21 protein-coding genes, 10 tRNA genes and 1 pseudogene are annotated in these 24,186 nt (G+C 38.0%); 4 read left to right on the forward strand and 28 right to left on the reverse strand.

The features are described from left to right. Positions 1-21: 21 nt before the first annotated feature. The 11 genes from V7024_RS04825 to V7024_RS04875 form a co-directional block, all read right to left on the reverse strand. Positions 22-92 (reverse strand) — tRNA-Gly (locus V7024_RS04825). A 1-nt stretch (position 93) separates the two neighbouring features. After that, a tRNA-Pro gene (locus V7024_RS04830) sits at positions 94-170 on the reverse strand. 7 nt (positions 171-177) lie between these two features. Beyond that, a tRNA-Arg gene (locus V7024_RS04835) sits at positions 178-251 on the reverse strand. Between the two features lie 85 nt (positions 252-336). Further along, a tRNA-Leu gene (locus V7024_RS04840) sits at positions 337-422 on the reverse strand. A gap of 14 nt (positions 423-436) precedes the next feature. Continuing rightward, positions 437-512: transfer RNA gene (locus tag V7024_RS04845), tRNA-Lys, on the reverse strand. A gap of 5 nt (positions 513-517) precedes the next feature. Further along, positions 518-592, reverse strand: a tRNA-Gln gene (locus V7024_RS04850). A 155-nt stretch (positions 593-747) separates the two neighbouring features. Continuing rightward, a tRNA-Val gene (locus V7024_RS04855) sits at positions 748-823 on the reverse strand. Between the two features lie 4 nt (positions 824-827). Then, positions 828-902 (reverse strand) — tRNA-Glu (locus tag V7024_RS04860). Positions 903-909: 7 nt separating this feature from the next. Continuing rightward, positions 910-1,000 (reverse strand) — tRNA-Ser (locus V7024_RS04865). A gap of 8 nt (positions 1,001-1,008) precedes the next feature. Beyond that, positions 1,009-1,083: transfer RNA gene (locus V7024_RS04870), tRNA-Asn, on the reverse strand. A 123-nt stretch (positions 1,084-1,206) separates the two neighbouring features. Then, the gene (locus V7024_RS04875) at positions 1,207-1,653 is read right to left on the reverse strand and encodes a SprT family protein (RefSeq protein ID WP_335516417.1); all 447 of its coding nucleotides are present in this window, start codon (positions 1,651-1,653) and stop codon (positions 1,207-1,209) included. Between the two features lie 107 nt (positions 1,654-1,760). Here V7024_RS04875 and cmpA point away from each other — a divergent pair, with 107 nt between their 5' ends. After that, the gene (gene cmpA, locus V7024_RS04880; protein ID WP_020063275.1) at positions 1,761-1,874 is read left to right on the forward strand and encodes a cortex morphogenetic protein CmpA; all 114 of its coding nucleotides are present in this window, start codon (positions 1,761-1,763) and stop codon (positions 1,872-1,874) included. Between the two features lie 91 nt (positions 1,875-1,965). Here the strand turns inward: cmpA and V7024_RS04885 are convergent, their stop codons facing one another. The 6 genes and pseudogenes from V7024_RS04885 to acpS form a co-directional block, all read right to left on the reverse strand. Next, on the reverse strand, positions 1,966-4,137 hold the full coding sequence (locus tag V7024_RS04885) for a Tex family protein (protein ID WP_335516422.1): 2,172 nt from the start codon (positions 4,135-4,137) through the stop codon (positions 1,966-1,968). A gap of 66 nt (positions 4,138-4,203) precedes the next feature. After that, entirely contained in the window at positions 4,204-4,554 is a 351-nt protein-coding gene (gene ndoA, locus V7024_RS04890) for a type II toxin-antitoxin system endoribonuclease NdoA (RefSeq protein WP_020063273.1), read from the reverse strand. A gap of 4 nt (positions 4,555-4,558) precedes the next feature. Then, positions 4,559-4,846, reverse strand: a complete 288-nt coding sequence (locus V7024_RS04895; protein WP_000004571.1) for an antitoxin EndoAI — start codon at positions 4,844-4,846, stop codon at positions 4,559-4,561. 236 nt (positions 4,847-5,082) lie between these two features. Further along, a pseudogene (locus V7024_RS04900) lies at positions 5,083-5,813 on the reverse strand (alanine racemase). Between the two features lie 158 nt (positions 5,814-5,971). After that, positions 5,972-6,919, reverse strand: coding sequence for a LolA family protein (locus V7024_RS04905; protein WP_335516580.1), 948 nt, complete (start codon positions 6,917-6,919; stop codon positions 5,972-5,974). A 156-nt stretch (positions 6,920-7,075) separates the two neighbouring features. Beyond that, positions 7,076-7,435: a holo-ACP synthase gene (gene acpS / locus V7024_RS04910; protein WP_335516424.1), complete on the reverse strand. Its 360-nt coding sequence runs from the start codon at positions 7,433-7,435 to the stop codon at positions 7,076-7,078. Positions 7,436-7,523: 88 nt separating this feature from the next. Between acpS and V7024_RS04915 the strand changes: the two genes are divergently transcribed. Continuing rightward, complete coding sequence (locus tag V7024_RS04915) at positions 7,524-8,087, forward strand: rhomboid family intramembrane serine protease (protein WP_335516427.1); 564 nt, start codon at positions 7,524-7,526, stop codon at positions 8,085-8,087. Positions 8,088-8,276: 189 nt separating this feature from the next. Here the strand turns inward: V7024_RS04915 and V7024_RS04920 are convergent, their stop codons facing one another. The 9 genes from V7024_RS04920 to V7024_RS04960 all read right to left on the reverse strand — a co-directional run bounded on the left by V7024_RS04920 (position 8,277) and on the right by V7024_RS04960 (position 20,256). Continuing rightward, positions 8,277-9,836, reverse strand: a complete 1,560-nt coding sequence (locus V7024_RS04920) for a DEAD/DEAH box helicase (RefSeq protein ID WP_335516430.1) — start codon at positions 9,834-9,836, stop codon at positions 8,277-8,279. Between the two features lie 582 nt (positions 9,837-10,418). Further along, the gene (locus V7024_RS04925; RefSeq protein ID WP_335516432.1) at positions 10,419-11,795 is read right to left on the reverse strand and encodes a UDP-N-acetylmuramoyl-tripeptide--D-alanyl-D-alanine ligase; all 1,377 of its coding nucleotides are present in this window, start codon (positions 11,793-11,795) and stop codon (positions 10,419-10,421) included. Between the two features lie 61 nt (positions 11,796-11,856). Further along, positions 11,857-12,945, reverse strand: a complete 1,089-nt coding sequence (locus V7024_RS04930) for a D-alanine--D-alanine ligase (RefSeq protein ID WP_335516583.1) — start codon at positions 12,943-12,945, stop codon at positions 11,857-11,859. Positions 12,946-13,329: 384 nt separating this feature from the next. Further along, positions 13,330-14,604 carry an MDR family MFS transporter gene (locus tag V7024_RS04935; RefSeq protein ID WP_335516434.1) on the reverse strand — a complete coding sequence of 425 codons (1,275 nt, stop codon included), beginning with the start codon at positions 14,602-14,604 and terminating at the stop codon, positions 13,330-13,332. A gap of 147 nt (positions 14,605-14,751) precedes the next feature. Beyond that, a complete protein-coding gene (locus V7024_RS04940; protein ID WP_335516437.1) occupies positions 14,752-16,167 on the reverse strand; it encodes an amino acid permease in 1,416 nt (471 codons plus the stop codon). Between the two features lie 302 nt (positions 16,168-16,469). Further along, positions 16,470-17,639: a homogentisate 1,2-dioxygenase gene (locus tag V7024_RS04945; RefSeq protein ID WP_335516440.1), complete on the reverse strand. Its 1,170-nt coding sequence runs from the start codon at positions 17,637-17,639 to the stop codon at positions 16,470-16,472. Continuing rightward, complete coding sequence (locus tag V7024_RS04950) at positions 17,605-18,561, reverse strand: fumarylacetoacetate hydrolase family protein (protein WP_335516443.1); 957 nt, start codon at positions 18,559-18,561, stop codon at positions 17,605-17,607. Before V7024_RS04950 ends, V7024_RS04945 begins: the two co-directional genes overlap by 35 nt. 95 nt (positions 18,562-18,656) lie before the next feature. Then, on the reverse strand, positions 18,657-19,775 hold the full coding sequence (gene hppD / locus V7024_RS04955; protein WP_335516447.1) for a 4-hydroxyphenylpyruvate dioxygenase: 1,119 nt from the start codon (positions 19,773-19,775) through the stop codon (positions 18,657-18,659). A 370-nt stretch (positions 19,776-20,145) separates the two neighbouring features. Next, entirely contained in the window at positions 20,146-20,256 is a 111-nt protein-coding gene (locus tag V7024_RS04960; RefSeq protein ID WP_230317786.1) for a DUF3948 family protein, read from the reverse strand. Between the two features lie 284 nt (positions 20,257-20,540). Here V7024_RS04960 and V7024_RS04965 point away from each other — a divergent pair, with 284 nt between their 5' ends. Together V7024_RS04965 and V7024_RS04970 are read left to right on the forward strand one after the other, a co-directional pair. Next, positions 20,541-21,410, forward strand: a complete 870-nt coding sequence (locus V7024_RS04965; protein ID WP_438824437.1) for a Cof-type HAD-IIB family hydrolase — start codon at positions 20,541-20,543, stop codon at positions 21,408-21,410. A gap of 198 nt (positions 21,411-21,608) precedes the next feature. Beyond that, positions 21,609-21,809, forward strand: coding sequence for a hypothetical protein (locus tag V7024_RS04970; RefSeq protein ID WP_335516457.1), 201 nt, complete (start codon positions 21,609-21,611; stop codon positions 21,807-21,809). A gap of 16 nt (positions 21,810-21,825) precedes the next feature. On the opposite strand, the gene V7024_RS04975 is transcribed toward V7024_RS04970, so the two are convergent. Both V7024_RS04975 and V7024_RS04980 read right to left on the reverse strand, forming a co-directional pair. Further along, complete coding sequence (locus V7024_RS04975; protein ID WP_335516458.1) at positions 21,826-22,971, reverse strand: ABC transporter permease; 1,146 nt, start codon at positions 22,969-22,971, stop codon at positions 21,826-21,828. 12 nt (positions 22,972-22,983) lie between these two features. Then, positions 22,984-24,180 (reverse strand): ABC transporter permease, encoded by a 1,197-nt coding sequence (locus V7024_RS04980; protein ID WP_335516461.1) that lies wholly within the window; start codon positions 24,178-24,180, stop codon positions 22,984-22,986. Positions 24,181-24,186 lie beyond the last annotated feature (6 nt).

Here is a 24,186-nt window from a genome sequence, read left to right on the forward strand (position 1 = left end):
TCAGTTTTCAAAGAACTTAAGAGCGGGTGAAGAGAATCGAACTCTCGACCAGAGCTTGGAAGGCTCTTGTTTTACCACTAAACTACACCCGCGTGGTCGGGAAGACAGGATTCGAACCTGCGACCCCCTGGTCCCAAACCAGGTGCTCTACCAAGCTGAGCCACTTCCCGTAAATAGCGCGCCCGAGAGGACTCGAACCCCTAACCTTTTGATCCGTAGTCAAACGCTCTATCCAATTGAGCTACGGGCGCTTAATATATGTTGTTTGTTTTTTGCGACTTTATTAATATACCATCATGGTGAGATTAATGCAAGTGCTTTTTTTATTTCTTTTTTTGGTGCGGCCGAGAGGACTTGAACCTCCACGGGGTTGCCCCCACTAGGCCCTCAACCTAGCGCGTCTGCCATTCCGCCACGACCGCGAAATTAAAATAAATGGTGAGCCATGAAGGACTCGAACCTTCGACCCTCTGATTAAAAGTCAGATGCTCTACCAACTGAGCTAATGGCTCTTAAATGGCTGGGCTAGCTGGATTCGAACCAGCGCATGACGGAGTCAAAGTCCGTTGCCTTACCGCTTGGCTATAGCCCATTAATTTAAGATAATGAAAAAAAAACAATTTTCCATCCCTCTAACAAAAAAACAACTTCCATCTGCCAGAAGTTTAAATGGCGGTCCCGACCGNNATGAGCCCGACGAGCTACCGGACTGCTCCACCCCGCGACGACAATACTTATAATTTTATATGGTGGAGGATGACGGGATCGAACCGCCGACCCCCTGCTTGTAAGGCAGGTGCTCTCCCAGCTGAGCTAATCCTCCGAAGTGGTGACCCGTACGGGATTCGAACCCGTGTTACCGCCGTGAAAGGGCGGTGTCTTAACCACTTGACCAACGGGCCAAAATTATGGCAGAGAAGAAGGGATTCGAACCCTCGCACCGCGTAAGCGATCTACTCCCTTAGCAGGGGAGCCCCTTGAGCCACTTGGGTACTTCTCTATACTATATGGCTCCGCAGGTAGGACTCGAACCTACGACCGATCGGTTAACAGCCGATAGCTCTACCACTGAGCTACTGCGGAATATTTAAGACAATTTATATCTTATAAAAATTCATTTTCTAAGTCAAGCGCTTCCTACAATATTCTGTAGTGGCGTGACATGTTTATACTATACTGGATTGTTTTTTTAGTGTCAAGGAGTTTTTAAACCTGCTTCAATTTACCTTTACACTTTCCGCATACATACCGAATCGTATTCACTTTACGCCTTCTTCCATATTGAAAATGACACGTTATACATTCATACACATATTGTTTTATCTCTACTTGTCTTCCTGCAATTCTTTTACAAAAACGCGGTGCATTTACCTGCTTTAATAATTCACGAAAATCTTTATCTCGATGTTGATACCCTTTCCCCATCAGATGCAAATGATAATGACACAACTCATGTTTAATTACTTCAATTAATTCCTTCTCCCCATACGCTACATAATAATGATAATTTAGTTCTATATTATGAGTACTTAATATATATCGCCCACCTGTCGTACGTAACCGTTTATTAAACATTGCCTTATGCAAAAAAGGTCTCGCAAAATATTTTATCGATACTTCCTCCACTAATCTCTGAATATCTACTTCATGCATCCTTATCTCCCCTACCCATTAAAATAAATCTACACGTCTCGTTTGTCTCATGCATACATTAAATAGTACATATACCCATCCTCATTCTTGCAAAAGGAGGGATTCATATGCCAGCATGGCTTCGTAAACAAATGCGGCGTGCTTATTATGAAAAAAACCGCTATCAAATCAAATTACTTAACGAATGCTGGTTTTTTTATAAAAAAAAGCAACATCCCTAATAAACAAAGGGAATGGATCACTATTCCACTCCCTTTTCATTCAACTATCAATAAATTTATCCATGGGCGTGGCACCCAATCGTTTATTTTTTCAACCTTCTAACGGTAACATGGATAAGGCAACGCGTCCTTTTTTCATATCAACCGCATCGACCCACACTTTTACAATTTGTCCAACAGACACAATATCTAATGGATGTTTTACAAACTGCTTACTCATTTTCGAAATATGAACTAGTCCATCTTGTTTTACACCGACATCAACAAAAGCACCAAAATCAACAACATTTCGAACTGTACCTTCCAATTCCATACCGCGTTTTAAATCTTCTAGTTTTAAGATACCTTTTTTAAGAAGCGGCTTTGGTAATTCATCACGCAGGTCTCGCTCCGGACGAATAAGGGCATCAACAATATCTCGCAGCGTAGGTTCGCCAATGTTTGTCTGCTCCGATAACGAAGAAATTTCTACTTCCTCTAAGCTTTTTTGCAAATGAAGTTGTCCAACATCTGTAATAGATAATCCTAAACTTTTCAATAACAATTCCACATTCTTATATTGCTCTGGATGAATGCTTGTTCGATCAAGCGGATTCTCACCTTCTAAAACTCGTAAAAATCCGATGCATTGTTCATATGTCTTTGCACCTAATCGCGGTATATCTTTCAGTTCAGCACGTTTCGTAAACTTCCCGCTCTCTTCACGTTTTTTTACAATGTTTTTCGCAACTGTTTTCGATAAACCAGAAACATATTGTAATAAGGAAACAGAAGCAGTATTTACGTTCACCCCAACTTGGTTTACAGCTGTTTCAACAACAAATGTCAATGATTCATTCAATCGTTTTTGTGATACATCATGTTGGTATTGTCCTACCCCAACAGACTTCGGATCAATCTTTACTAATTCTGCAAGCGGATCTTGCAAACGTCTCCCAATAGAAACTGCGCTTCTTTCTTCAACTTGCAAATTCGGGAACTCTTCTCTCGCTAATTCTGATGCGGAATACACACTCGCACCTGCTTCATTGACAATAATATAAAACACATCATGCACAGCCGCGTGTAGCACATCTACTACAAATTCTTCCGTTTCACGAGAAGCCGTACCATTGCCGATTGCAATTACTTCTACTTCATACTTTTCTAAAATTGAAATACATTTCTTTTTCGCTTCTTCATATTTCTTAACAGGCGGATGCGGATAGATGACATCGATATGAAGCACTTTCCCCGTATCATCTACAACTGACAGTTTACATCCTGTACGATAAGCCGGATCTACAGCCAATACTACTTTCCCCTTCATCGGCGGTTGTAACAATAAATTCCGTAAGTTCTCTGAAAAAATATGAATTGCTTGTTCTTCTGCTATCTCTGTTAGCTCTTTACGAATTTCCCTTTCAATAGACGGTTGAATTAAACGCTTATAACCATCTTCCGTTGCTTCTTGTACATAATTCGTACTTGGCGCGCATGAATTATGAATGACTTTTTTATGTAAAAATTGAAGAATGTCTTCAACCGGAGGAACAATTGTTATTTTTAAAATTTCTTCTTTTTCACCACGATTCATAGCCAATACACGGTGTGGAACAACCTTTTGCAGTGGTTCTTCATAGCTGTAATACATTTCATATACATTCTTTTCGTCTTTTTCTTCGTCTTTTACAACTGCTGAAATTGTCCCTTTTCTAAAGGTAGTATTGCGAATCCAACTACGATAAGACGCTTCATCAGATACATATTCTGCAATAATGTCTTTTGCTCCTTGTAATGCTTCTTCTGGCGACTGAACTTCTTTCTCCTCATTTACGAACACTTTTGCTTTTTCTAGCGCATCATCCTTCGCAAACGTTAATAGCCAATCTGCCAAAGGTTCTAATCCCTTTTCTTTCGCAATTGTCGCTTTTGTTCTTCGTTTTTCTTTATATGGACGATATAAATCCTCGACCTCTTGTAGTTTTGTTGCAGATGTAATGTTACGACGCAATTCTTCTGTAAGCTTTCCCTTTTCATGAATTAAACGCAACACTTCTTCTTTACGATTTTCAAGCTGAGTAATATATTGCCATCTTTCTAAAATCGAGCGAATTTGCACTTCGTCTAATGAGTTTGTCCATTCTTTTCGATAACGAGCAATAAAAGGGACTGTATTACCTTCCTCTGTTAACTCAATAACATGACGAACTTGCTTCTCTGAAAAATTCAATTCTTTCGCTAACATTTTCATTAACCCTTGACGGTTATCTACCATTTCCATTTGCAACAAAACCTCCTTCAATAATAAAAAAAGTTGCTCTTACAAGAGAGCAACTTCAACGTTGAACTAAAAATCTATCAGTCCTAAACTAATTTGCAGAGCTTCATCTACACGATTCATCATCAGATCGTCTAACTGAGTGATTTTGTCCGTTAAGCGCTGCTTATCGATTGTTCGAATCTGTTCGAGCAAGATAACCGAATCTCTCTCAAATCCATACTTTTTTGCATCGATTTCCACATGGGTGGGCAATTTTGCTTTCTGAATCTGCGCAGTAATGGCCGCCACAATTACAGTAGGACTAAAGCGATTCCCAATGTCATTTTGAATGACAAGAACCGGACGAACGCCTCCTTGCTCAGAACCAACAACTGGGGAAAGGTCTGCAAAATACACGTCGCCGCGTTTTACAATCAAAAGATTACCCCCCGCTAACTAAGCGTTCTACTGTATGAGCTGCTTCATACTCTGCTAAGAAAGCTTCAGATGCAATACCAAGATTGATTTTTCCCATTTCAATGTACCCACGTCTCATTGATTCATGCTGGTAGCGCTTCTTCGTTTTATGTTGGCGCAATAGCAATTGTGTTGCCTGGCAAATAAGTTCATGGCGATTCTTATTCTCTTGTTTTCCAATTCCGTCTAATTCTGTTACCACTTGTTTTGGCAACCGAACAACGATTTCAGTAGTTACACTTGATTCGGACACAAAAATACACCTCCACCGTCAACTACACACACATATATAACACCTATTGTAATAATACCATTGTATAGGGCCTGTTGCAAAGACTTCCTAATGTCTTGTTTTATGTTTTCCAACTTGGAAATAAAACATTCATTTCCCTGTACTTTTCTTTGTTATTCTTCTAAAGCGAGTTTCTCAAATTACCATCTAGTAAAAAACATTATTATAAACGTACATTTAAACCTCGGAAGCCCCTCTTATATATCATGCAAATAATTTACCACCTCTACAACTTTTCCATTTTTCATATATACGCGCGGAACACGAAACCCAATTGTTGTAATCACTTCATAATTAATTGTCCCTAAATACTCCGCAACCTCTGTAGCACTAATATACTGATTGTCTTGTCTTCCAATTATAGTGACCTTTGTCCCAGGCGATACTTCATATGGCATACGAAGCATTAGCATATCCATTGTAATTCTCCCCACAATTGGCACTCTTATACCATTTACAAGAATTTCAAACCCTTGCAACCTCCGTAACCAACCATCAGCATATCCAACAGGCAACGTAGCAATCCATTCTTCTTTTTCCGTTCGATAAGTGGCGCTATAACTAATCCCATCACCTTTTTCGCTATTTCTATCCACTCTTTTTGAAATGCAGTTAATGTAACGTCATTCTCCGCTGTCACATTAACATCTTCCGGACGTGAAGGACCTAATACTAAAATAGGAGATTTAATTCCAGCTCTTCTCAAAACCAAAGCTTCATCTAAAAAAGCAACAGCTAACCTCGTTGCCCCCGCCGCTAATGCCGTATTTGCAACCTGCACTGATCCATGATCATATGCATTTGCTTTCACAACAGCAAAAATCTCTACGTCTTTAGGGATAATAGACTTAATACGAGCTACATTCTCATAAATCGCATCTAAATTTACCCAGGCCCACGTATCACGATAAAATGGCGATTTTTCCATCTAGAAAAAACACTTCCTTTATACGATATGCAAAGCTTATTCTTTTATATTCACTTTTTTCTCACCTTTATTTCATCAGATTACATAAACATTTTTATCAATACATGAAAACGTGCTAAAAAACGTGGTGTCCACTGTAGTCACCACGTCTTAGTCGTTTACTTTACTTGTTTCTGAGTCACAGAACGCGCTACCATTAATAATTCTTCTTGTTTCAAATCTTTTGATACAAGCATATACTCCACTCCATTATGTGACCATGTAACAGAATCCTTTGTTAATGCCCCAATAGTGAAACCTAAATCAACAGGCTCCCCGCTTACACTTTGTGTCGCAATAGTTGGTGCCACTTTCGCCTTTTCTTGTATTAACGTAAAACTCTTCTTATTACCAGTGTACGTAAGAATACTACGTTTTCCGTTATCTGTATTAAACTCTTTCTCTTCTTTTAAAGTCATGCCTTGCGGTGTATCACTTGGATACAACACAGCAAATGGTTTTTCTTGTTGAGCTGTCGTTTGTATATCCACTTGTGCTCTAGACATATTTTGCTTCGTATCAAATGCACCTTTATCAAATTTCGCATCAAACTTTACCTTTGAAAAATCTACTTGCACAAGAACATTTTGATCGTTATCCATCAATTTCACTGAAACAGGCGATAAATCTTTTTTATTAAATGTAATTTGTTGCTTTGGCAACATATTTTGATGATGATAGTTTGTTTTTGTTTCAAACACATAATATTTGTCAGTTTTCTTAAACGAACGGTCCTTATCGTTCAAAATATCCCTGACAAGTGATTCATATAAATATGCTTGACTGCTATTTTGCGGCCAATCACTTTGGAAGCGAAAACTTTTATTTAAAGATGGAGTAAGAACAAACACACCTTCATCATTTCGTAAAATAATTTGACTTTGATCTTTCTTTGCGTTTTTTAAGTTCACTCGGTAATACGATGGTTTATTATACCAAACCTCAACATCATACACCTGTGGTTCATTCCCCGTTTTAATCGATAGTTTTGCTTCTGCTTGATAGCTTTTCATATCTTTTACTCTTTCATTCAAGTCTTGCACAACATCTTCTTTCTTCTTCTCCATGCAACCTGCTAACAGAAAAACGGTCAACAAACCCGCAATAAACAAAAATAGCCGCCTTTTCATACGTTCAGCCCCTTTGTCTCAATAAGTAAGTGGAAGAAAACATCTTCCTTAACGCTACTCAAATATATGAGACAAAGAGATGAAATATGCAGACTAGCTTGACGAGCTTTCTAAAACAACCTGCGCTACCGCAAACTCTCGGCTATGGCTAATCGAAAGATGGATCGTATGATTTGTATTGGCAAGTAAAATAGGTTTTCCTCTTTCATCATTCATAATTTCAATATGTAAAAAACTAACCTCTTTTCCAATTCCAGTACCAAGCGCTTTCGAATACGCTTCTTTCGCCGCAAAGCGCCCTGCAACAAATTCACTACGTCTTTTTCCTTTTAACGCGCATGCCACTTGGCGCTCGTTTTCCGTTAAAATACGCTCTATAAATTTCGGTTGCCCTTCTATCATCTTTTCAATTCTTTCAATTTCAATAATATCGATTCCAACTCCTACAATCATATCCTTCCGTTCCTTCCTTCTATTTTCTTTCTCACTTTCATATTGTAAGAATAACAGACAATACGCTAACAGCAAAAGGAGTGTAAATATGAATACTCCATTAAAATACTCATTCTCTTCTTCCCCACCGGTTACTACAGCACTACTTTTTATACAACTTGTTTTACTATCATTAGGGAAGCTCTCTATCGGAATCGCCTGTAACGAGTGTATAGCTGAAGGAGAATGGTGGCGACTCATTTCTTCATTATTTGTTCATACAACATTTTCTCATTTTCTATCCAATAGCATCTGCTTCTTTGCACTTGGATTTTCATTAGAAAAACAACTGCATAGCATTCGATTTTTATTTGTGTTTCTTACGTCTGGAATTACCGGAAATATCGCCTCTTACTTTTTCTTTCCGATCCACTATACCCATACAGGAGCTTCTGGTGCTATTTTCGGACTATTAGGAGTGCAGCTTTACCTATTCTATATGCAATTTCAGCCTACTAGAAGAAAAGAAATTCTTCTCTTTGTTATCATTTTATGTATTCTCCTTGCATTTACATTTCTCGATACAACAACAAATTCAATTAGCCACCTAGCCGGATTACTTACAGGAGCTTGTTTAGGACCATTATTCATAAAAAAAACAGATGGTGCATAAGCTTATCTCACCCAAAAGCTTGCACCATCTATTATTTCCACCCCACCTTATCAGTCATATCTCTCATCAACTGCAAGAGCGCTTCGTCTTTTTATTTTCCCTCTATCATACAGTGTATTTCCGGAACACTTCCTCTTATATATCGCAAAAAAGACAGCCTTTGAAAAAGACTGTCTCTCTTCTATAAGTTTAATTAGATTGTGGTTTACGGCCTGTATGCTTTCTTTCTCCGCTGCGCCCTTTAGGAGCTCCAGAACGACCTTCGCGTCCTTGACCTTCTCCTTTACGACCACCACGATTACGGTTGCCATCACGGTTACGGCCACCTTCACGATTACGATTGCCTTCGCGGTTACCATCACGATAACCACCTCTTCCGTTTCCACTTCCACTTCCGCTTCCGTTTCTCTTTCTAGAACGATCTTTTGAAACTACCGGCGGTTCTGATGTTAAAGAAACTGGCGTTGCGTCCGGCTCTTTTGTCATCATTTTTAAAGCAGCTGCTACAACCGCTACAGAATCATGCTCTTCTAATAACTCTTCCGCAATACGTTTGTAGTATGATAAGTTTTCACTTTCAATCGTACTTTGAAGTTTTTCAGCAATCAAACGTTGTTGTCCTTCTAAAGCTTCATCTAATGTTGGTGGAGTCATACGATCCATTTTACGTTTTGTTGTACGCTCAATATTCTTTAATTGCCCTGTTTCACGTGGTGTTACAAACAGCATCGCAAGACCTGTTTTACCTGCACGACCTGTACGACCAATACGGTGTACGTATGATTCAGGGTCTTGTGGGATATCAAAGTTATATACGTGTGTTACACCTGAAATATCAAGGCCACGTGCTGCTACATCTGTCGCAACAAGAACTTCGATTGAACCTTCTTTAAATTTACGTAATACAGAAAGACGCTTCGCTTGTGTTAAATCACCATGAATTCCTTCTGCTGCATAGCCACGTAAGTTTAATGCTTCTGATAATTCATCAACACGGCGCTTTGTACGACCGAATACGATTGCAAGCTCTGGAGATTGAATATCTAATAAACGTGTTAATACGTCAAATTTCTTTTTCTCTTGCACTTCTACATAGAACTGCTGAATGTTTGGCATAGTTACTTCTTTCGCTTTAACCTTAATATGTTTAGGTTCGCTCATAAAGCGTTCCGCAATGCGACGGATTGGGTCTGGCATTGTTGCTGAGAATAATAATGTTTGGTGTGTTTCAGGCACATCCGTTAAAATCGCTTCAATATCTTCAATGAAGCCCATATTTAACATTTCATCTGCTTCATCAAGAACAACTGTCTCTACGTTTTGCAGACGAAGTGTTTTACGTTTAATGTGATCTAAAATACGTCCTGGTGTACCCACAATAATGTGTGGACCTTTTTTCAACGCACGAATTTGACGGTTAATATCTTGACCGCCATAGATTGGTAAAATGCGCACACGCTTATGTTGACCAATTTTGTATAGCTCTTCACCTACTTGAATTGCTAATTCACGAGTTGGCGCGATAACGATACCTTGAACTGTATCTTGGCGTGTATTTACTTTTTCTAATAGTGGTAATCCAAATGCAGCTGTTTTCCCTGTACCCGTTTGAGCTTGACCAATGATGTCTACACCTTGTAAGGCTACTGGAATTGTTTCTGCCTGAATTGGTGTTGCCTCTTCAAACCCCATGCTTTCAACAGACTGTAATAAAGAATTGCTTAATCCTAACTCTCGAAATGTTGTCAATTTTACTTCTCCTTTTCTATCTAAAATAGCCCAGATTATTCCTTCTTCTCATATTCACAGGATATCCAAGTAAGGTTGGGCTAAGTCTTCTTCAGACAAAATGCGTTATCAGCGCAAGATCGCCTGACAATTATAATAAAACTAGCTTTTGAAAAATGAATGTAACAAGTATACGCACTTTAAACATCCAAACGTAAAGCTAGACAAAAGTAGTCCCGAGACAAATTTATCCCGCTATTCTTGGGCAGTAAAGCCCCAACTTCAAGCAATTATAACTTTTAAATGGCAGGAGTAATTATCCTAGCTATTCATTCAAAAAAGACATTTTCCGTGTTCGTGGAAAATGCCCTTTCCCTTATGTTCACATATATAAACGGGCCTACATTTATCACAAAAATACTCTACAACGTTATTACACCCTATCAATTATAAGTTTTGTATGTGTAAAAAGCAAACCCAACTCTCCCCATATTTTATATATGAACTTTTCCACCTTCATCCTAGATTTTGAATCCCTTCATTGTAAGGGGTTCCAGTAATCAATTAATAGAGTAAACCATATGCAAAGGCAACAAAGCCCCATTACTTTATCATCGTAATAATTTCCTCTAACTTCATGCCACGAGATGCTTTTACTAATACAACGTCTTTCACATCAATGACTTCTTTTAAATCTTTAACGAGTTCTTCTTTATTGTCATAAGCCTTTACTCGCTCATTAGGAAAATTAATTTTTGCGCCTTCTGCCATTTGTTCCCCGAGCGCACCGTACGTAAACACATATGCAATACGGGCTGGATCAATTAGTTTTCCAACTTCATAATGAAATTGCACTTCTTGGTCACCAAGCTCCAACATATCGCCAATAACGAGAATTTTTTTAGAAAATCCATTTAATTCATTCATTAAATGGAACGCTGCTTCCATCGCTGTCGGACTCGCGTTATATGCATCATTAATAATCGTTAACCCAGCATCCGTTTTTACAACTTCCATACGCATGCCTGTCATTTTCAAATTCACTAAACCTTGTTTCATTTCTTCCCACGTTACGCCAAAGAACTCAGCAACCGCCATTGATGCTAATGCGTTATATACATTATGTTTCCCAAGAACGGGTAAATAAAATACTACATCCTGCGCTTGATTCATTTTAAATTGTGTACCTGTTGCTTCCAATTTTACAGAAACTGGGTAGTAATCATTTGCTCTTGCATCACCGAATGTAATTGTCTTTGCTGATAAATTCATGCCTGGTACACGTGTAGTTAACAATGGCTCATCTCCGTTATAAACAAATACACCATTATCTTGTAAGCCTGTCACAATTTCTAATTTTGCTTCGGCAATTCCATCACGAGAGCCCAAATCCATTAAATGTGCTTCTCCAATATTTGTGATAATCGCTGCATCAGGACGAGCAAGCTTTGACAAAAATTCAATTTCACCACGGCTCGACATACCCATTTCTAATACAGCTATTTCTGTATCTTCTTCTAAATTTAAAATGGTCAACGGAAGTCCGATATGGTTATTGAAATTCCCTTCTGTTTTTTGTACTTTAAATTTTGTTCCAAGTAAGCTTGTCACAATATCTTTCGTTGATGTTTTTCCGTTACTTCCTGTTACACCAACTACTTTCACATTTAACTGATCACGATAGTTTTTCGCTAATGTCTGCAATGCTTGTAATGTGTCTTCTACAAAAATAACTGGTACATTTTCTGGCGGGTTGGCCACCCCTTTTTTCCATAGCGTTGCAACAGCACCATTTTCGATCGCTTTCCTCACAAAAGTATGACCATCAAAACGTTCTCCTTGAATTGGAACATATAAATTTCCTTGTTCAATCTTTCTTGTATCAATGGAAACACCTTTTATCGCTACATCATGCCACTGCTCTGCTAAACTAGTTCCACATACCATTCGCTCAACTTGCTTCGCTGTTCGTTGTATCATATAAAAACACTCCTTACAAGGAAGAAACACTATTCATTTGAATAGTGCTTCTCCTTTCTTGTTAGATTGTATATTTAATTTTTTGTTTTTCTTCATGACGTTCAATCGCTAAGCGCACTAATTCTTGAATAAGCTCTGGATACGCCAATCCTGTATTTTCCCATAACAGCGGGAACATACTAAACGGCGTGAATCCTGGCATTGTATTTACTTCATTAATAAATACATCACCATCTTTCGTTAAGAAGAAATCTGCTCGCGTTAATCCCGCACCGTCTAAAGATTGGAATGCACGAATCGCATACTCTTGAATCTTCTCATATTCCGCTTCCGGAATTTCAGCAGGAATAACCATCGCTGTATCGCCATCAATGTATTTTGATTTATAATCATAGAATTCTTTTTTAGCTACGATTTCACCTACAACCGAACATTTCGGTTCATCATTTCCTAATACACCAATTTCCACTTCACGACCAACAATATTCTCTTCTACGATGATTTTACGATCGAATTGGAACGCTTCTTCAAATGCACTCTCTAACTCAGCACGATTTTTACATTTATTAATTCCAACGCTCGAACCAAGATTTGCTGGTTTCACGAAACATGGATAACCTAATGTTTCTTCCACTTTTTCATACGCTTCTGTGCGATTTTTCTCCCAAACACTGCGAATGAACGAAACATATTTTGCTTGCGGTAAGCCCGCTTCCGCAAAAATATTTTTCATAACAACTTTATCCATACCAGCAGCCGATGCTAATACACCGTTCCCTACATATGGAATATTCATAAGTTCTAACAAACCTTGTACGGTTCCATCTTCACCATTTGGCCCATGTAATAACGGGAAAATTACATCGATGGCATTCTCTTTATCAGAAGCTGACATCGGGATAATCTCTGAACTTAATGATAAAGGAGAAATTGCGTTCTCTTCTCCGTTCAGTTGCAACGCTTGAACGCTGTTTACTTCACCTTCAATACGCTCACCGCGAACCCATTGTCCTTGTTCAGTAATATAAATTGGATGAACCTCAAATTTTTCTTGATCTAACGCTTTACTAACAGCAAGAGCCGTTTGTAAAGAAACTTGATGCTCCGCTGATTTTCCACCATATAATAAACCTAATTTAATTTTCATAATGAAATCACCCTAATCGTTTGTTTTCATTTTTCTATTGTAGCACTTTTTACGAAAATAGATAGTTCCTATTTTCGTACAAGGTGAAACTGTCCACAAATAGTAAGGTAGCCGCGTCGACATAACAATTTTTCTAGTTATATACCTAATAATATGAGAAAAAGCATCTATTTGTGTATGATGAAAACCTTATCCCGCTATTCGCGGGCAGTAATACCCCCACCTCAAAATTAGGCGAAAGCATTGTCCAGCTCTAGCAGCTAGAATCTCCGGCCGTTTCCGCTTTTCTAAAGAAGTTAAGTGGGAGCTAAACTGCTGGCATGTGCCCGATTGGTGAGGGCTAATAATCAGTGGGGGATGAAGCCCCCCACTGATTAAAGTTTCACTTTATGACGTTTGCTTTACCATGTTGTCTTTTTGTCTTTGCTCTACAAGTCGATCTAATGATATGTAAATAAGTCCTGCTATCACACATCCGATTCCTAAAATCGTAAATAAAACGTGACCTAACAAACGATCAAGTAAAAAGCCTCCAAGTAGCGGACCAAACGCACTACCTGTAATCCATTGTAAGCTAGCCGCTCCCATATACGTACCTCGCAGGTGCTCTGGTGCTAAATTTGCCACAAACGTCATTTGGACAGGAGACATAACCATTTCTCCCAATGTATAAATCGCATATACAATTAATAGCGTAACAAGAACTACAGTAGCATTTGTTCCCATTCCGCCAAACCATTTCGGAAGCCATCCGATGGCAAGAAGACCGATTCCAAATAACCAAGCACCATATAGCATCGTTTTTCCTACCGGTTTATCTGTCGCCCATTTCGAAATTTGAAATTGAAACAAAACCACCAAAAGCCCATTCATAGCCATTAAATAAGGATATGGATTATTCGTTCCAAATATCCCTTTCAGTTCATTATCAAAATGAAGAGGAAGCATACCCTCTGTTTGCGAAAATCCCATCGAAATAACAATTCCAGCTAACAAATAAATAAGTAAAATTTTATCTTGCAACACAACTTTCCATACAGATTGTTTCGTCTCCCCTTCCTTATTCATTTGTGTTATTGCACCTTTTGGCAGTGTCTCTTGAATAAGTAGTAAAACTAGTAATGCATAAAATAGCATAGAAGATGACGCAATCATAAAAATAACCGTTTTAGAAAGCAATGCAACTGAAGCACCTAGAATCGGCCCAATTGCCGCTCCGATATTATGCCCCATTCGCAGCAAACCGTATGCTTCTGTTCGCTTTTCAGGTTCTGTTACATCAGCTACCATCGCAGAAGCTGCTGGATGGAACAACGAATTACTAAGTCCTAAAAAAACGGATAGAATAGCATATGGTATAAACCCATCTATAAATAAGAACCCCAGCATTAAAATCGCATTGCTAGCCATTGAAAATATCATAATTGGCTTTCTTCCATAAATATCGGCAATTCGGCCACCTATAAGAGAACCAAAACTTGCCGCAATTGGAGACAGTGCCATAATAATTCCCACTTGTAGCAGTGAATCTACTTTATCTTTTAAATATAATGCAAAAAATGGCATTAACATCATCATTGCAATTCCATTTAACGTTTCTCCAATAAATCGAATCCAAACATTACGATCCATCTGCTTTAATTCTTGCCATGTTTTCTTCATGTTCTCCCCCCTTTTCCCTCACTACTTTTGACCAGTAAGCACCCGAAACTTCACTTTATTGACCAATTTTCATCTTATATCATTTTTAGAAAAATGTAAATTTTCAAAAATAAAAAGCCGTTCTTTTTCTACGAACGGCTTTCAACTTTATAGATTCACGGTTTTTTTACTATCTGCTTCTTTGTGTAACGCACTATTCTTTCTGCTATATAAGAAATAGACCGCTATTCCAATTACCATCCAAACCCCAAAGCTTTTCCATGTAATTGCCGGTAATTGAAGCATTAAATATACACAGAAGATTACAGCTAATGCTGGTAAAAACGGTACAAGCGGCGCTTTAAATGCACGAGGTAAATCCGGATGTGTTTTGCGCATTATAATAACCGCAACTGCTACAAGTGCAAACGCAGATAGAGTTCCGATATTGACAAGGTGAGCTAACACACTTAAGTCAACAAGTCCTGAAATAAGCGCTGCTACAATACCTGTTATCCACGTATTTAAAAACGGTGTTTTAAACTTCGGATGTACTTTCGCAAAACGGTTCGGTAATAAACCGTCACGACTCATTGCATACGACACTCGGACTTGACCATACATCATAACTAACATAACAGTTGTAATCCCTGTAATAGCACCTACTGAAATAACGCCTGCTAAACCATCTTGTCCAATAAATTGAAGTGCAAATGCTACTGGATCTGATATATTTAATTGTCCATACGGTACAATACCTGTCAAAATAAGCGAAACAGCAATGTACAAAACGGTACAAATTAATAACGATGCTATAATACCAATTGGTAAATCACGCTGCGGACGTTTTACTTCTTCCGCCGCTGTTGAAACAGCATCAAAACCAATAAAAGCAAAGAATACTGTCGCTGCACCTACCATTACGCCATCAAAACCAAACGGCATAAATGGTGTCCAGTTTTCTGGTTTTACATACTTAAACCCAGCAAAGATGAACAATAGTACAACGGTTAATTTAATAAATACCATAATATTATTCACGCGGGCACTTTCACGAACACCTCGTGATAAAAGAATCGTCATAATTAAAATAATACAAACAGCTGGTAAATCAATAATTCCACCTTTTCCTGCCCCAGGAGCAGAAGCTAAAATCGTTGGAATTTGAATTCCAAACCCCTTTAATAAGGACTGAAAGTAAGCGGACCATCCATTAGCAACAGCTGATGTTGCTAATAAGTACTCAAGCATTAAATCCCATCCAATTAAAAAGGCAAACACTTCTCCCATCGTTGCGTATGTATACGTATACACACTACCAGATACCGGTACGCTAGAAGCAAATTCTGCATAACAAAAGGCAGCAAAGGCACAAGCTAGCGCGGCTAATGCAAAAGATAAAATAATAGCAGGTCCAGAATGTTTCGCAGCAACTACCCCAGTCAAGACGAAAATACCTGTCCCAACAATTGCCCCTACCCCTAACATCGTTAAATCTAAGGCTCCTAATGTTCGATCTAATTTCTTCTGACTTCCCTCTTGCAACAATTGTGCAATCGGCTTTTTTTGAAAGATTTGCTTCATACTCAGCACCTCAGTATTTATAATTTTCTGAAATTTTAATATTTACATTCATTTTACTTATTTCACCTTTTTTCGTCAATAACTTAATGGGAAATTTGTCCTTCCACCACTATTTTGAATAATCCAAAGTAGTGCAGTTCGTTATTGTATTACTAATTAAAGCAAAATGAAAATCATAATAATGGTTTATATTTCTATATTTTTATATCATTTTACAAATATTTTTGGTATTTTATATAAGTCGATTCCTTTATGAGCACAAGCACACCCTTCAAATGAGTGTGCTTGTTGTTCTTTACATCTTATACGGTATATGTGCCTTGTTCTAGCCAGCTATACATGTATCGCTCATCTTCCATATCATGCGCATCTTTTATAACGCGTAATGGTCGGAATGTATCAATCATAACCGCTAGTTCGATTGTTTCTTTTTTACCAAGACTAGCTTCTGTTTTCCCAGGGTGCGGTCCATGTGGAATACCGCTTGGATGAAGCGTAATAGACCCTTCCTCTACACCTTTTCTGCTCATAAAATTACCTTCCACATAATAGAGCACCTCATCACTATTCACATTGCTATGATAATACGGTGCCGGTATTGCTTCTGGATGATAATCATATAGACGCGGAACAAATGAGCAAACAACAAAGTTATGTCCCTCAAATGTTTGATGTACTGGCGGCGGCTGATGAATGCGTCCTGTAATTGGCTCAAAATCCTCAATATTAAATACCCATGGATATAAATGTCCATCCCACCCAACAACATCTAAAGGATGATGCTGCAAAACATGTTTATGCATGTATCCTCTAGATTTTGTCATCACAACAAATTCACCTTTTTCATCGTACGTTTCTAGCGTCTCTGGACCACGAATATCACGCTCACAAAACGGACTATGTTCTAACAATTGTCCGTACTCATTGCGGTAATTACGCGGCGTTGTAATTTGACTATTTGCTTCAACAACGAGAAGTTTTGATTCTCCCGCTTCAGGGATTACCCGGTAAATCGTACCGATTGGAATGATAATATAATCTCCTTTTCGGTAATGAATCGTACCAAACATTGTCTCAATTTTTCCAGATCCGTAATGAACAAATAGCATTTCATCTCCATCGCCATTGCGATAAAAATAATCCATCTTTTCCGCCCCGTTTACAACTCCAATTAGTAAGTCTTCATTTCCTAATAGAAAATTCCTTCCGTTCACGGCATCTCCTATTTTTCTATATTCTCTCGTCCGAAAATGACGATGCGCTAACGCCACATCTTCTTCGTACTGCACACGACAAGACCGTGCTAAAGAAGCATGCCCAACTTCTGTTGGCATGTAGTGGTGATACAAAATAGATTGCGTACCAGAAAAACCTTTCGTCCCCATAACTTGCTCACGATAAAGCGTTCCGTCTTGTTTACGAAACTGTATATGTCGTTTACGAGGAAGTTCCCCCATGCGACGATAATACATGCTCATCCCCCGCTTCCTTTTCTGCTTTTACCGTATTACGCAATGTTCCCAAACTAGTAATTTTCAACTCTACCACATCGCCAGCTTTCAGCCATCTCTCTGTTCCAAGTTCTAAAATACAGCCGCTTCCAACCGTACCAGAACCAAGTACATCTCCTGGATACAACGTAACGCCTTGAGATGCTCGTTCAATCATTTCAGCAAACGTATAATAAATATCTTGAAAATTACCTTTTGACCATTGTTCACCATTAATATGAGCTGTCATTTCTAAATTGTAACGATCCTCATTTCGATATGCGTCTAACTCATCTTTCGTCACAATATACGGCCCAAGCGATGTAGCAAAATCCTTTCCTTTTGCCGGTCCAAGTCCGACCTTCATTTCATGCGCTTGTAAATCTCTAGCGCTCCAATCATTCATAATACAATATCCGAAAATATATTCATGCGCTTGCTCGCGCGAAATATTTTTACCTTCTTTGCCAATGACACAAGCAATCTCTAATTCATAGTCAAGTTTCTTCGTTGCGCCTGGACAAACAATAGCTTCTTCCGGTCCGATAACAGCGCGATGATTCGTAAAATAGAAAACAGGAATATCATACCACTCAGGAACAATATCCAAACCGCGGCGGCCGCGCGCTGTCTTTACATGCTGTTCAAACGCATAAAAATCACGGATACTTCCCGGGTTTGGTAAAGGTGCACAAAGCTCTACATCCGTAATATGATAAATCCCTCTTTCTGGCGTACCCATCTTACTGATGATTTTCATATATTCATCGGATTTCTCTAAAAAAGAAATCATTGTGGACGGAAGTGCCCCTAGGCTCGCTATATGCATATCAATAACTTTGTCACCTTCAAGCCAGCCAGCTCGCATTTCTTGTGAAGGAAGACGAAATGTAATAAACTTCATCATTTTCTCTCCTCGCTTAAAAAGTAAGGCGCGGGGGGAGAAGGAGCATCTCTCCTAACCATTATCCCGCTCTAACAGGCAGTAGAATTTTTACTTTACAGATTTCCGCGACGCGCCTGTTCTCTTTCAATCGATTCGAATAATGCTTTAAAATTACCTTCACCAAATCCTCTTGATCCTTTACGCTGAATAATCTCAATAAATAAAGTTGGACGATCTACAATTGGCTTCGTGAAAATTTGTAATAAGTATCCTTCATCATCACGATCGACAAGAATTTTTAGCTCTTTTAATTTTTCAATCTCTTCATCAATTTGACCAACACGTGCTGTTAACTCTTCGTAATACGTATCTGGCGTATCTAAAAATTCGACACCATTTGCACGCAGTGCGGAAACAGTTTTCACAATATCATTCGTTAATAATGCGAGGTGTTGTACACCTGCTCCGTTATAGAACTCTAAATACTCCTGAATTTGTGATTTTCTTTTCCCTTCTGCTGGTTCATTGATCGGAAACTTAATACGACTTCCATTCGTCATTACTTTCGACATTAACGCAGAATATTCCGTACTAATGTCATCATCGTCAAAATGAATCATTTGTTTAAAGCCCATTACATTTTCGTAATAACTTACCCATTCTTCCATTTTCTCCACATTTCCAACAACATGATCAACAGCAACTAAACCTGTTTCTTCAAATGGAACAATAGATTCAAGTGGTTCATATCCTGGCATAAACGCACCTTTATAATTTTTTCTTTCTACAAGTGTATGAATTGTATCACCGTATGTGCCAATGACCGCTTTTTTAAGCGTTCCGTTTTCATCAGATAGCTCTTCTGGCGGAGCAATTGCAACTGCACCACGCTTTACAGCTTCTGCATATGCTTTCTCTACATCTTCTACTAGAAGTGCCACATCTTTTACACCATCACCGTGCTGTTTTACAAATTCAGCAATGCGGCTATTTGTATTTAAAGCACCCGACACTACAAAACGCATATTTTTTTGTACAAGTACGTAAGATACTTTATCGCGATTTCCTGTTTCTAGACCAGAATATGCAGCTATGCTAAACCCAAATGCTCTCGCAAGGTAATAACTTGTTTGTTTTGCATTACCGACATAAAATTCAAGATGATCAACATCACGTACTGGGAAAAAATCCTCCATCTGTGCCGCTAAAGTATCCATAGACTTTTGTTTCATAACTTCTTCATCCCCCTATAATATAAATTTCTAATACCTTCTCCCAAAACCGTAAACGCTTCCAAATGTAATTTAAAAAACAAATTGTGCCACGACTTATTTTTGTCAATTTTAAATTTTCTATCTTTTCTGCCAAATACCTTCCTTTTTCTCACATAGAAAATTCGACTTTTTTCTATCTATCCTATACGAAGTAACGTTTTCCTTACTATATACATCCCTGCTACGCATGAGCAGATGCTCTCGTCCACCTAAAAGAAAAGGGTTTTATGTCGTTTTTTAATTTGTATTTATATAATAGCGAAATAAAAAAGGAACTTCGTTTTTCGAAGTCCCTCTTGTCTTTCACGTTCAAATTTATCTACTTAAATTATACTAAAGCACTTGATAGAAACATAATTAGTGCTGTTAAACCCATTGCTACTCCTGCTGATCCTAATAAGTCCGTTTTTGTTAATTGTAATACTTCTTTGTTTTCCATTGCTCTCATTCTCCTTTTTTATAAATATTTATATGTAATTAAAATTTTATGTCATCTTCAAGAAATAGTTTATTCATAGTTTTTGACTTAACGTCACATTGAAGCAATAACTGTAACGTTTGTAACATTAATGTAACATAACTATTTTATTTAAGCAATAGCTCTATGAATTTATTACAAATTTTTTTTAGGAATCTATAATGCTATTATTTCTTTCCAATATATGTGTAACAGTTTCGATATACCGCGCAATTTAGTATGATGGAAACGAAGAGGTGATCACTTTGAAATTAATCGCACTTGATATGGATGGCACACTGTTATCATCCAATCTAGAAATCTCCAATGAAAATTTAGAAGCAATCAGAAATGCTGAAGAAGCAGGATACATCGTTATGATTTGTTCTGGCAGAGCCAAAGAAGATATTTTAAAACTACTTGAGCAATACCAATTATCCCTTCCACTTGGGGCTAGTAATGGAGCAGTAGTATACGCTGATGGAAAGGTCATTCACTCACGTACTTTGAAAAAAGAAAAAGTATATGAAATTGCCAAGCAGCTCGAAGCGGAGGAGTTTCCGTATAAACTCTATACAAACAAGGGTGTGTATGCACCATATAATTGGAAAGAACAAGTTACGAAATCTTTTCAACTAAACAAAGAGTCTCTTGACATTACAATTGAAGAAATTGAGCGAATTACTGAAAAACAGCTAAAGGCTAACTTAATTACAACATTCCAAAGTATCGAAGATGTAATATCTGATTCAACTATTGAAATTTCCAAATTCTTTATCCTTACATTCAATAAAGATAATCGTACACAATTACTACAATCATTAGAAAAAGATGCAGCAGTAATGGTGACAGCATCTGCTCCAACAAACTTAGAAATTATGGACAAACACGGGCATAAAGGCAATGGATTGCAAGAAATGGCAAAATACTTTCATATCCCTTTACAAGATACAATTGCCATTGGAGATAATTTTAATGATGTACCGATGTTAGAAGTAGCAGGTTTGTCGATTGCAATGGGAAATGCAGAGGACGCTGTCAAACAGCTCTGCGATATCGTAACAGCGACAAACGATGAGAATGGTGTAGCTTACGCCATCCGGCAACATATTTTATCTAAAACAATACAAAGGTAATAAACAAGAAGATAAGAAGATAACCCTACTATATATAGTAGGGTTATCTTCTTTTTTTGTTTTCTGGGCATTGCTAGAATTTCCAATACTTCTTTCTTACAAATATTCGTGGCAAATGGCCATGTGTATGAAAATCTATTCTATTTTTTGTAAAACGAGCATACGATAATAGCAGATTCTTAATAAAGGGGAGAAAATATGGACAAGTTATTCCTACACGTCTTGAACTATATTTGTTTAATGCTCGTTATATTAGGAGCGTTACTCTTATTCCCGTTCTTCCCGACGTTCGTCCTCTTTTTAGTGCTTATCTTCATGTTCGGGATTGCGATTATCATTTCACTTAGACCAACGGAAAAACAAGAAAAAGAAAGCAGAATGCAGCGTGCCGAGCTGTAAATTCTGCTTTCTTTTTTCAATCATAACGTATTCTTGTTAAACCGATGGCAAAGAAGATACCGGCAAATAGAAGTAACACTCCAATATATCCTGTTATATCTGCCAGTCCTCCTCCTCTCGCAATTAATTCTGTAAAACCGCGCATTGCCCACGTTTGCGGGACAAAGTTGGCAATCTTTTGCATAAACTCCGGTTCTATTTCAATTGGCCAATACAGTCCGCTAATCATACAAGTTGAAATAATGACGATATTTCCTAATGCCGATTGTTGCTCTGTCGTTTTCACAACACTGGCTAACAATAAAGCTAACCCAATGACAGCAAGTAATAGCACCGACACAAGCGCAATAATCCCTAACATATCCCCCCACTGTACATCAAATAATAGATTCGTTAATATCATAAGTGCTCCAAATTGAACCCAACCAATTAAGAAGAATGATAGAATATATCCAGCTAATACTTGGGCTCTTGTAACAGGTGTTTCTAGCAAGCGATGCCATACACCCATTTGCTTCGCTTTTAAAATTGTTCCTGTGGCACTAAGCATAACAATCATTACAAATAAAATCGAAAATCCTGCTGCTCTAGCCGATACACCATTAATTGTTTTCTTACCTGTTACAATAGATTCTTTGTGAATTTGAACAGGTTCTGCTTTCGTATGAATGGTTTCGTACATTGTTTCCCAAGACTTTCCGCTATTTTGGCTCCATACATTTGCTCCTTTTACTTCTACTTCCATTTTTTTCAGTGTATTTTGTAACACGTGCTCTACAGAAGCGCCGCCTGTAAAATCAGCACTAGATTGGAAGATAACTTTATCACTTTTCCCATCTAACATTTGCTGTTGAAAGTCTTTTCCAATCGTTACAATACCAGAGGCTTTTTTATTTTCAATTTTCTTCTTTGCCTCTTCATATGATCCTTTTTCCACACTTACAAGATCGCTATACGTTAATGATTCATAATAGGAAGCTGACAATTTTGATTGATCTTCATCAACCAAAATAATTTTCACCTTATCATTACCACTTCCACCTAGAAGCCCACCAAAAATTAATGTAAAAAGAATTGGCATACCTAACATAAGAAAATAACTTTGCGGCTTCATCAATATTTGCTTTAACTCTAGTGAACAAATCGTCCAAATTTTTTTCACTGCTCTCTCCTCCTATCTAGTACGTAACCGTAATGTTCCAATGATAACGGAAAGTATGCCAGCACTAGATAAACTTAAAATAATTGGTAATAGCGTATTCCAAGACGTTCCTGACATAATATCTAGAAAACTCGTAAGTGCCCATTTATTTGGTGCAATATTAGCAAACTTTTGCAACGTATCCGGGAATGCATAAATTGGTAACATAGAACCGCCTAATATTGCTAACAGTTGAATACCAATCCCGCCCATAACATCTGCTGTTTTTTCATCTCGAATAAATGCAGCAATCAGCATCGATAAACCCGACACACAAATTGCATAGGAAACTCCCACTGCAATAAGCTGTACAATGTCATCCCCCCAATTCACACCGAATGCATAATGGGTTGCAATGACAAATACGCCAAATTGAATACACGCGAATAATAATGTTCCGAAAAATTTACCTAACAAGATAGAATAAGAACTTGTCGGTGTCCTTAACAACCTTGCTAACGTTTCTGTTCTTTGTTCTCCTACAATTGATTTTGCACCAACTGTTACGTTATATAGAAGAAACATAACTAACATCGCCGCAGCATAATATTGCATGGCAACAACCGTCTTCTTACCAATTGTGCCTGTTTTAATTTCATTTTCATGTGAAGTTGCAATAGCTGGCAGATCGCTTCCCATATTCTTTGCTACTTCTTGCACATTTCCTTGCTGAGATTGCGCTAAATCCGTTACCACACTTTTTGTAGCAAAAGCTACCGTTTGCGCTCGTTCAGTAAAAGAATGAATCAATGAATCTGCAATTTTCGCTTGTATGTCTTTTGCAGGATCAGTGAGTAATACAACTTCTTTCAGTTTCCCCTCCTGTATGTGTTCACCCCACTGTTTCGGAATAATAATCCCCTCATCAATCTTCTTCTCCTTCAACATCTTTTCTAAGTCGGTTCGCGAAGAAACTTTCTCGACTTTCACATCATCTTTTATTTCTTTTGCCTCTAATACATCTGTTCGAAACATAGTAGCAAACGTATCTTCATCTTCTTGATAGTATCCAATTACTGTTTTCGGTAATCCGCCTTCGTCTAGGATCGCACTTAAAGCTGACCCTAAAATAGCTGTTAATAAAAGCGGCATAAGCAACATCATCGTGAAACCACGCCGATCCGTAAAACGTATCTTAAAATCTTTCCATGCGATAATAAAGCTTTTCATACTCTC

This window comes from Bacillus sp. JJ864 (assembly GCF_036963045.1).
GTDB lineage: Bacteria > Bacillota > Bacilli > Bacillales > Bacillaceae_G > Bacillus_A > Bacillus_A pseudomycoides_C.